Raw genomic sequence first — 10,377 nt, 5'->3', positions numbered from 1 at the left:
CACTTACTCCGCACTTCGGGCACGTCAGAAGTTGCTGTTGCTGGTGGTGGTGTCGCCGGTGGGGCCGTCGTCATCGAGGCCGCCCCCGTCGAGGGCGAGGTCGAGGAGGTCCTGGAGGTCCATCGCGTCGATGGAGTCCCCGGCGTCGGCGGCCTCGGGGCCGGGCCCCGAGGTGGCCTCGGTGCCGGATCCGGCGAGCCCCAGGAGGGTGTCCAGGAGGCCCGCTTCGCGGATCCGGCCCATCGGGATGGTCGCCAGGGTGCGGCGCAGTTCCGCGTCCTGCGGGTCGCTGTCCAGGTCCGCGACGGCCGCCGCGGCCGCGTCGCCGCCGCTTCCCTCCGGGAGGAGGGTGCGCAGCAGGTGGCGGGTGAGGGCCTGGGGGTTGGGGTAGTCGAAGACGAGGCTGGAGGGCAGGCGCAGGCCGCAGGCCGCGCCCAGGCGGTTGCGCAGGTCGACGGCGGTCAGCGAGTCGAAGCCGAGGTCCTTGAAGGCCCGGTCCGGTGCGACGGCGTCCGCGGAGGGGTGGCCGAGGGCCGCCGCCGCGTGCTCGCGCACGAGGTCGAGGAGCAGGGCGTCGCGGTCCTCCCCGGACCGTTCGGTGAGCCGTCGCAGGAGCGCCGCGCCGGCGTCGGCCGCCGTGGCGTCACCGGTGGCGGCCGCGCCGCCGGGTGCCTCGCCGCGCAGCGCCTCGCGCACCTCGGGCAGGTCGCCGACGAGGGGGCGGGGCCGGGCGGCGGCGAAGACCGGTGCGAAACGCGCCCAGTCGACGTCGGCCACGGTGACGGCGGCGTCCCGGCCGGCGAGGGCGCGGTCCAGGGCCGTCAGGTTCGTGGCCGGGGAGACGGGCGGCAGTCCGCGCCGGGTGAGCTGTTCCTCCGCGTCGCCCTCGGCGGCCATGCCGCCCTCGGCCCACGGTCCCCAGGCGACCGCCGTGGCGGCGAGCCCGCGGGCCGCGCGCCGTTCGGCGAGCGCGTCGAGGAAGGTGTTGGCGGCGGCGTAGGCCGCCTGTCCGCCACTGCCCCAGACACCGGCGATGGACGAGAACAGGACGAAGGCGTCCAGGGAGTCCGGCGTGTCGAACAGGGCGTCGAGATGGACGGCGCCGGCGGTCTTGGCGGTGACGACCCGGGCGAAGCCGGGCAGGTCGGTGCCGGTGCCGGGCGGCTGGGAGATGCCCGCCGCGTGCACGACGGCCCGTACGGGGGTGCCGTCGGCCGCGAGGCCCGCGACCAGTCCGGCGAGGGCGTCCCGGTCGGTGACGTCACAGGCGGCCAGCGTCACGGCCGCGCCCAGTGCTTCGAGTTCCGTCCGCGTCCCGTCGGCGCCGGGCGCCGCGGCGCCGCTGCGGCTGACCAGCACCAGGTGGTCCGCGCCGCGTTCGGCGAGGTGCCGGGCCACGTGGCGGCCGAGGGCGCCCGTGCCGCCGGTGATGAGCACCGTGCCGCGCGGGGTCCAGCGGGACTCCGGGCGGGCGCCGGTCGCGTCCGCCGCCGTGGTGCCGCGTACGAGGCGTCGTACGAGTGCCCCGGCGGTACGGAGGGCGAGCTGGTCCTCGTCACCGGCGGCCGTGAGTACGGCGGACAGGCGGGACAGGACCGGCTCGTCGCAGACCTCGGGCAGGTCGAGGAGTCCGCCCCAGCGGTCGGGGTGCTCCAGGGCGAACACCCGGCCCAGGCCCCAGACCTGCGCCTGGGCGGCTCCGCCGAGGGTGTCGCCCGGAACGGCGGCGACGGCGTCACGGGTGACGCACCACAGGGGCGCGCCGCCGATCCGCTCGTCGGGACCGGTGGGCTCCGAGGTGAGTACGGAGGCCAGGGCCGCGGTGAGGGCGAGCCCGACGGGCACGCCGGGGTGCTCGGGGTGCGGCCGCTCGTCCAGGGCCAGGAGCGACAGGACGCCGCTGACCGGTCCGGCGGCTAGGTCCGCCGCCGCACCGCGCAGCAGCTCGTCCAGGTGGTCGCGCAGGACCGTCGGCTCGGCGTCGGTGACGTCGAGCGGAAGCGGCAGGATCCGGGCGCCGTCGGCACCCATCCGGTCGGTCAGGGCGCGGACCCACGGGTCCTCGGCCCGCGCGGCCGGTACGGCGACCAGCCAAGTGCCGCCGGTGAGGGCGCCCCGGTCCCGGCCCGAGAACGGCTGCCAGGTGACGCGGTAGAGGAGCGCATCGGCCTCCGCCCGGGCCTGCCGGCCCCGCCGCCAGGCGGAGAGGGCGGGCAGGACGGCGCTGAAGGGCTGCTCCCCGTCGACGTCGAACTCGTCGGCGAGAACAGCCAGGTCGGCCTGCTCCACGACGTCCCAGAAACGGGCGTCGATGGCACTGCCGGTACCGGCGGCCGGGGCGGCCCCGCCCGCGGCGGCCGGCTCGGGCCAGTAGCGGACGGGCTGGAAGGCGTACGTGGGCAGGTCGACCCGGCGGGCGCCGGTACCGGCGAAGTACGCCGCCCAGTCGACGGTGACGCCGTGGGCATGGGCCTGGCCGAGGGCCGTGACCAGGGTCTCCGCCTCGTCCCGGCCCTTGCGGAGCAGCGGGGCGAAAGCGGCGGAGCCGTCGTCGGTGAGGCAGTCCTGGGCGAGGGCGGAGAGCACCCCGTCCGGGCCCAGCTCGATGTATGTGGTTACCCCGGCGGCCTCCAGGGCGCGGATGCCATCGAGGAAGCGGACGGCTTCGCGGACGTGGCGGACCCAGAAGTCCGCCGAGCCCATCTCGTCGGTGACCAGGGCCCCGGTGAGGTTGGAGACGACCGGGATACGGGGAGAGGCGTACGTGATCCCCTCGGCCACCTTGCGGAAGTCGGCCAGCATCCCGTCCATGTGCGGCGAGTGGAACGCGTGCGAGACGGTCAGCCGCTTCGACTTACGGTCGGCGAAGGCCTCAACGACCTTGACCACCGCATCCTCGTCACCCGCGACCACCACCGACTGCGGACCGTTGACGGCGGCAATACTCACCCGGTCATTCAGCAGCGGCAGGACTTCGTCCTCCGACGCCTGGACCGCGATCATGGCCCCGCCCGACGGCAACGCCTGCATCAGACGGCCGCGGGCGGCAACCAGCGTGCACGCGTCCTCCAAGGAGAACACTCCGGCGACATGCGCCGCCGCGATCTCACCGATCGAGTGCCCGGAGAGGAAGTCAGGCCGCACGCCCCAGCTCTCCACGAGCCGGAAGAGAGCCACCTCGACCGCGAACAACGCCGGCTGCGTGTACTCCGTACGGTCCAGCAGATCACCATCCGTACCGAACAGGGCATCCCGCAACGGCAGTTCCGGAGCGAAGCGCTCGCAGATCTCATCCAGCGCGGCCGCGTACACGGAGTGGGTCTCGTACAGCTCGCGGCCCATGCCGAGGCGCTGGCTGCCCTGGCCCGTGAACAGGAACGCCAGTCCTCCGCCGGACACGGTGTCGCGGACCAGACCCGGTGTCTGCTCGTCGGCCGCGAGGGCGGCGAGCGTGCGCAGCACGCCCTCGCGGTCGGCGGCGGTGAACGCCGCGCGGTGTTCGAGGGACGCCCGGCCGGTGGCCAGGGAGTACGCCACGTCCGCGAGACCAGAGTCGGCTACGGCCTCGGCGACGGGCAGCAGGCGGGCGGCCTGGTCGCGGAGCGCCTGCGGCGTCCTGGCCGACAGCACGTAGGGCACGGGACCGGCGGCGGATGCCGGGGCCGACTCCTGCGTGGCCTCCGGGGCCTGCTCGATGATCGTGTGGGCGTTGGTGCCGCTGATGCCGAACGAGGACACCGCGGCGCGGCGCGGCCGTCGGCTCTCGGGCCACGCGGTGGCTTCCGTCAGGATCTCGATGTCGCCCGCCGTCCAGTCGACGTGCGGGGTCGGCTCATCGACATGCAGGGTCTGCGGAAGCACCCCGTGCCGCATCGCCATCACCATCTTGATCACACCCGCCACACCGGCAGCCGCCTGCGTGTGCCCGATGTTCGATTTGACCGAGCCCAGCAGCAGCGGCCGGCCCTCCGGCCGGTCCTGGCCGTACGTCGCCAGCAGCGCCTGCGCCTCGATCGGGTCACCCAGCCGGGTCCCCGTACCGTGCGCCTCGACCGCGTCCACATCAGCCGCCGACAGACCCGCGCCGGCGAGCGCCGCACGGATCACCCGCTGCTGCGACGGACCGTTCGGAGCCGTCAGACCATTACTCGCACCATCCTGATTGACCGCAGAACCACGCACCACCGCAAGCACCGGGTGACCGTTGCGGCGCGCGTCCGACAGCCGCTCCACGAGCAGCATGCCGACACCCTCACCCCAGCCCGTACCGTCCGCACCCGCCGCGAACGCCTTGCAGCGGCCGTCGGGGGCGAGGCCGCCCTGGTGGCTGAACTCGCTGAAGGTGCCCGGCGTCGACATCACCGTGACGCCGCCCGCGAGGGCGAGGGTGCACTCGCCGGCCCGCAGGGCCTGGATCGCCCAGTGCAGGGCGACCAGCGAGGACGAGCAGGCGGTGTCGACGGTGACCGCCGGGCCCTCCAGGCCGAGGGCGTAGGAGACACGGCCGGACATGACGCTGCCCGCGTTGCCGGTCATCACGTGGCCGGTCACGCCGTCCACGTCGGCGGAGCGCTCCAGCTGGGCGTCGTAGCCGGTGTAGGAGGCGCCGACGAAGACACCGGCGCGGCTGCCGCGCAGAGTGGCCGGGTCGATGCCCGCCCGTTCGATCACCTCCCAGGAGGTTTCCAGCAGGAGCCGCTGCTGCGGGTCCATCGCCAGGGCCTCGCGCGGGGAGATGCCGAAGAAGTCGGCGTCGAAGGAGTCGGCGTCGTAGAGGAAGCCGCCGGAGAAGGCGCTGCCGTCGCCGTCCTGTCCGGCGTACAGCTCGGCGGTGTCCCAGCCCCGGTTGACGGGGAGGGTGGCGATGGCGTCGCCGCCGGTCGCGACGAGCCGCCACAGGTCCTCGGGGGCGCGGACGCCGCCGGGGTAGCGGCAGCTCATCGCCACGATCGCGATCGGATCGTCGTCAACCCCGGCACCGGTGGCGAAGGGTACGCCCTGCGCGTCGGACGCCTCGTCCGCGCCCAGCAGTTCGGTGCGCAGCAGGCGGGCGAGCGCGGTCGGGTTCGGGTGGTCGAAGACGAGGGTGGTGGCGAGCCGCAGTCCGGTGGCCGCGCCGAGGCGGTTGCGCAGCTCGACGGCGGTCAGCGAGTCGAAGCCGAGGTCCTTGAACGCCTTGTCGGGCTCGATCCGTTCGGCCGAGGCGTGTCCCAGGACGGAGGCGACCTGGGAGCGTACGAGGTCGAGCAGGACGCGGTCCTGTTCGGCCCGGGTGAGGCCGGTCAGCCGTTCGGCGAGCGAGGTGTCCGCGTCACCTCGGGTCCGCGCGGTCCGGCGCCCGGCCGGGCCCAGGAGTTCCCGGAAGACGGGGGCTACGGGGCCCGGCGCGGCGGCGTCGCGCAGGGCGGTCGGGTTCAGGCGGGCGGGGACGAGGACGGGCCGCCCGGAGGCCAGAGAAGCGTCGAACAGGGCCATGCCGTCGGCGGCGTTGAGGGCGCCCATTCCGTGCTGTTCCATGCGGCGCAGCTGGGTCTCGTCGAGTCCGCTGATCATGCCGCCCGCTTCGGACCAGAGGCCCCAGGCGAGGGAGGCGGCCGGCAGGCCCTGGTGGTGGCGGAGTTCGGCGAGGGCGTCCAGGTAGGCGTTGGCGCAGGCGTAGTTGGCCTGGCCGGCGGCTCCGAGGGTGCCCGCGATGGCGGAGTAGAGGACGAAGGCGGTGACCGGCAGGTCGCGGGTCAGCTCGTGCAGGTGGTGGGCGGCGAGGGCCTTGGGCCGCAGGACGGTGTCGAGGCGTTCGGGGGTGAGGGAGGTGACGATGCCGTCGTCCAGGACGCCCGCCGTGTGGACCACGGTGGTGAGGGGGTGCTCGGCGGGGATCGCGGCCAGGACGGCGGCGAGGGCGTCGCGGTCGGCGGCGTCGCAGGCGGCCCAGGTGACGTGGGCGCCCAACGCGGCGAGCTCGGCGGTGCGTTCGGCCGCGCCGGGGGCGTCGGCTCCGCGTCGGCTGAGCAGCAGCAGGTTCCGTACGCCGTGGGCCTCGGCCATGTGGCGGGCGGTGATGCCGGCGAGGGTGCCGGAGCCGCCGGTGATCAGGGCGGTGCCGTCCGGGTCGATGACGGCCCCGGTGGCGGCCCCAGAGGCACCGGTGCGGCGCAGCCGGGAGACGTGGACGGTTCCGTCGCGCAGCAGCAGCTCCGGTTCGCCGGAGTCGAGGGCGGCGGCGAGGACGGCCGCCTCGGCCGGGTCGGCGAGGCGGGAAGGGCCGCGGACGTCGGCGAGGACGAAGCGGCCGGGGTTCTCGGTCTCCGCCGACCGCAGCAGGCCCCGGACGGCCGCGTGCGGCAGGTCCTCGGCGCCTTCGCCGGGTCCGGCGACCGCACCGCTGGTGACGACGACGAGGCGGGACGTCTCGAAGCGGCTGTCGGCCAGCCAGGCCTGGACCAGGGCGAGCGCCCGGTCGGCGGCCTCGCTCAGGGTGTCCGGCCCGTCGGCCCGCCGGGTGAAGGGGGCCAGGACGTACGCCGGGACGGGTGCGCCGGCGTCGATCGCCGCGCCCAGCTCCGCCAGGTCGGCGTAACGGGCGGCCCGGCCGGGAGCGGTGTCGCCCAGCGCCGCCCAGCCGCCGACGGGCTCGGTGGCGGTGGCGTGCACCGGCAGCGGGGTCCAGTCGGGGCGGAACAGCGCCTCGCGGACCACGGCCGGTACCGGCTCGGCGGTGGTGGTGGCGGTGGCTCCGGCGGCGAAAGCCCGCGGGGTCAGTCGGCCGACGGTGGCCACGGGGTCACCGTGGTCGTCGGCGAGGTCCAGCGCGAACGCCCCGTCGCCGGTGGGCCGGACGCGGACGCGCAGGGCTCCCGCGCCGACGGCGTGCAGGGCCACGTCCGACCAGGCGCTGCCCGGGCCGACAGCGGTGCCGGTCACGTGCGTGGCGGCGTCGAGGAGCACGGGGTGCAGGCCGAACTGGTCGGCCTGCGAAGCCCCTTCGGGCAGGCGGACCTGCGCGAAGTACTCCCCGTCGCGCTGCCAGACGGCTTCCAGGGCCCGGAACAGGGGTCCGCGCACGGGGACTTCGCCGCTGACGGCGTCGGCATCCACGTCGATCTCGTACAGCCGGGCCGTGTCCACGGTTTCCGCCCCGGCGGGGGGCCACTCGGCGAGTCCGTCCGAAGCATCGGACACGGCGCTGGCGGTGGCGGCGAGGACGCCGTGCGCGTGGCGGGTCCAGCCGGTGTCGCCACCGGCCCCGCCCACTGCGCCCTCCCGCCCGGCGGACACGGTGAAGGCGCGGCGCCCCCGCTCGTCGGGGTCCTCCACCAGCACCTGGATCCGTACGCCGTCGTCGGCGGGCAGGGCGAGCGGCGCGTCCAGCGCGAGTTCCTCGATGTGCCCGCAGCCGGCCTGGTCACCGGCGCGCACGGCGAGTTCGACGAACGCGGCGCCGGGCAGTACCGCCGTACCGGCCACGGTGTGGTCGGCGAGCCAAGGGTGGGTGCGGAGCGAGATCCGGCCGGTGCACAGCAGGTGGCCGGAGCCGGCCAGGGTGACGGCCGCGCCCAGGAGGGGGTGCCCGGCGGGGTCGAGTCCGGCCACGCTGACGTCGCCCGCCGGGTCGGCGCCGGGCTCCAGCCAGAAGCGCTCGTGCTGGAAGGCGTAGGTGGGCAGGTCGACGCGGCGGGCGCCGGTGCCGGCGAAGTACGCCGACCAGTCGACCGTGCCGCCGTGGGCGTGGGCACGGGCGAGGGCGGCGAGGGCCGACTCGCTCTCCGGACGGCCGGCGCGCAGGGCCGGGACGAAGGCGGCGCCCGCACCGGTGACGCAGTCCTGGGCGAGGGCGCTCAGGACGCCGTCGGGCCCGAGCTCCACGTACGTGGTCACGCCGGCGGCTTCCAGGGCGCGGACGCCGTCGAGGAAGCGCACGGCTTCGCGGACGTGGCGGACCCAGAACTCGGCCGAGGCCATGTCGTCCGTGACGAGGGCACCGGTCACGTTGGACACGACCGGGATGCCGGGGGCCGCGTACGTCAGTCCCTCGGCCACCTCGCGGAAGGCGTCGAGCATGCCGTCCATGTGCGGGGAGTGGAAGGCGTGCGAGACGGTCAGCCGCTTGGACTTGCGGTCCGTGAACACCTCCACGATGGCGGCCGCCGCGTCCTCGTCACCGGCGATCACGACCGAAGCCGGACCGTTGACGGCCGCGATGCTCACGCCATCGGTGAGCAGCGGCACAACCTCGTCCTCCGACGCCTGGAGCGCGATCATCACACCACCGGCCGGAAGCGCCTGCATCAGGCGGCCCCGGGCGGAGACGAGTACGCACGCGTCGTCGAGCGAGAGGACGCCCGCCACGTGCGCGGCGGCGATCTCGCCGACGGAGTGCCCGGACAGGAAGTCGGGCCGCACACCCCACGCTTCGAGCAGCCGGAACAGCGCCACCTCGACCGCGAACAGCGCCGGCTGGGCGTACTCCGTACGGTCCAGCAGCGCCGCGTCAGCGCCGAACAGCGCCTCCTTCAGCGGCAGTTCGATACGGGCGCACACCTCGTCCAGCGCGTCCGCGAACACCGGATACGTCTCGTACAGTTCGCGCCCCATGCCCAGGCGCTGGCTGCCCTGCCCCGTGAACAGGAAGGCGGTCCTGCCCTCGGCCGTGGTGTCCGTGACCAGCCCCGGCGCTTCCTCACCGGCGGCGAGCGCGGCGAGGGCGGCGTCGAGGTCGGCGTCCGTGCGACCGATGAGCACCGCGCGGTGTTCCAGGGCGGCCCGGGTGGTCGCGAGGGAGAAGCCCAGGTCGAGGCCGGAGGCGTCGACGGTGCGCGCCGCGCGGGCGGCGATCAGCCGGGCGGCCTGGGCGCGCAGGGCGGCGGCGCTGCGCCCGGACAGCGTCCAGGGCAGCAGCGCCGGCGCCTGTACGGGTGCCGGGGCGGGCGCCTCTCCCGCGGCCTCGTCGGCCGCCTCCGCCTCGGGGGCCTGCTCGATGATGGTGTGCGCGTTGGTGCCGCTCACGCCGAAGGCGGAGACGGCCGCGCGGCGCGGAGCCCCGGTCTCGGGCCAGGGCATGGCTTCGGTGAGCAGCGACACGGCGCCGGCCGACCAGTCGACGTCGGGGGTCGGCTCGTCGACGTGCAGGGTCTGCGGGAGGACGCCGTGGCGGATCGCCATGACCGTCTTGATGATCCCGGCGACGCCGGCGGCGGCCTGGGTGTGGCCGAGGTTCGACTTGAGGGAGCCGAGGCGCAGCGGCCGGCCGGCCGGGCGGTCCTGCCCGTACGCGGCGAGCAGCGCCTGTGCCTCGATGGGGTCGCCGAGCCGGGTCCCCGTGCCGTGCGCCTCCACCGCGTCGACCTCGGCGGCCGAAAGGCGGGCGTTCTCCAGGGCCTGGCGGATGACGCGCTGCTGGGCGGGCCCGTTGGGGGCGGTGAGGCCGTTGCTGGCACCGTCCTGGTTGACCGCGCTGCCCCGGACGACGGCCAGTACGGGGTGCCCGTTGCGCTGCGCGTCGGACAGCCGTTCCACGAGGAGCACGCCGACGCCCTCGGACCAGCCGGTGCCGTCGGCGGCGGCGGCGAAGGACTTGCAGCGGCCGTCGGCGGCGAGGCCGCGCTGGCGGCTGAACTCGACGAACACGTCGGGGGTGGGCATCACGCACACCCCGCCGACCAGGGCCAGCGAGCACTCGCGCTGGCGCAGCGCCTGCCCGGCCAGGTGGAGGGCGACGAGGGAGGAGGAGCAGGCCGTGTCGATGGTGGCGGCCGGGCCCTCCAGGCCGAGGACGTAGCTGACGCGGCCCGACAGCACGCTCGTCGCGCCACCGGTCAGCATGAGTCCTTCGAGGCCCTCGGGGACCTCGCGGAGGTCGGACCCGTAGCCCATGGCGCCCGCGCCGATGTAGACGCCGGTCCGGCTGCCGCGCACGGCGGCGGGGTCGATCCCGGCCCGTTCGAAGACCTCCCACGAGGTTTCCAGGATCTGGCGCTGCTGCGGGTCCATCGCCAGGGCCTCGCGCGGCGATATTCCGAAGAATGCCGGGTCGAACCGGGTGGCGTCGGCGAGGAATCCGCCGCCGGTGTTGTAGAAGGTGCCCTTTCGGTCGGCGTCCGGGTCCGGGTCCGGGTTCGCGAGGGACGCGATGTCCCAGCCCCGGTCGTCGGGGAATCCGGTGATGGCGTCGCCGCCCTCGGACACCAGGCGCCACAGGTCCTCGGGGGACCGGACGCCGCCGGGGAAGCGGCAGCTCATCGCGATGATCGCGAGGGGCTCACGGGCGTCCTGCTCGACCTCCTGGAGGCGGCGGCGGGACCGCCGCAGCTCCGTGGTCATCCACTTCAGGTTTTCGAGAAGCTTTTCTTCGTTCGCGCCGGCCACTGGAACGTCACCTCC

The 10,377-nt window shown here is 75.1% G+C and carries 1 protein-coding gene; it reads right to left on the bottom strand.

Features of this window, described 5'->3' with window-relative positions; genetic code table 11:
- Window positions 1-24 precede the first annotated feature (24 nt).
- Window positions 25-10,362, bottom strand: a complete 10,338-nt coding sequence (locus tag ACZ6ZT_RS22595; protein WP_469721568.1) for a type I polyketide synthase — start codon at window positions 10,360-10,362, stop codon at window positions 25-27.
- Window positions 10,363-10,377: the final 15 nt, after the last annotated feature.

It is taken from the genome of Streptomyces sp. NPDC102258, from assembly GCF_055584685.1.
The sequence above is the reverse complement of the archived record's forward strand: the minus strand, read 5'-3'. Positions and strand labels throughout refer to the sequence as shown.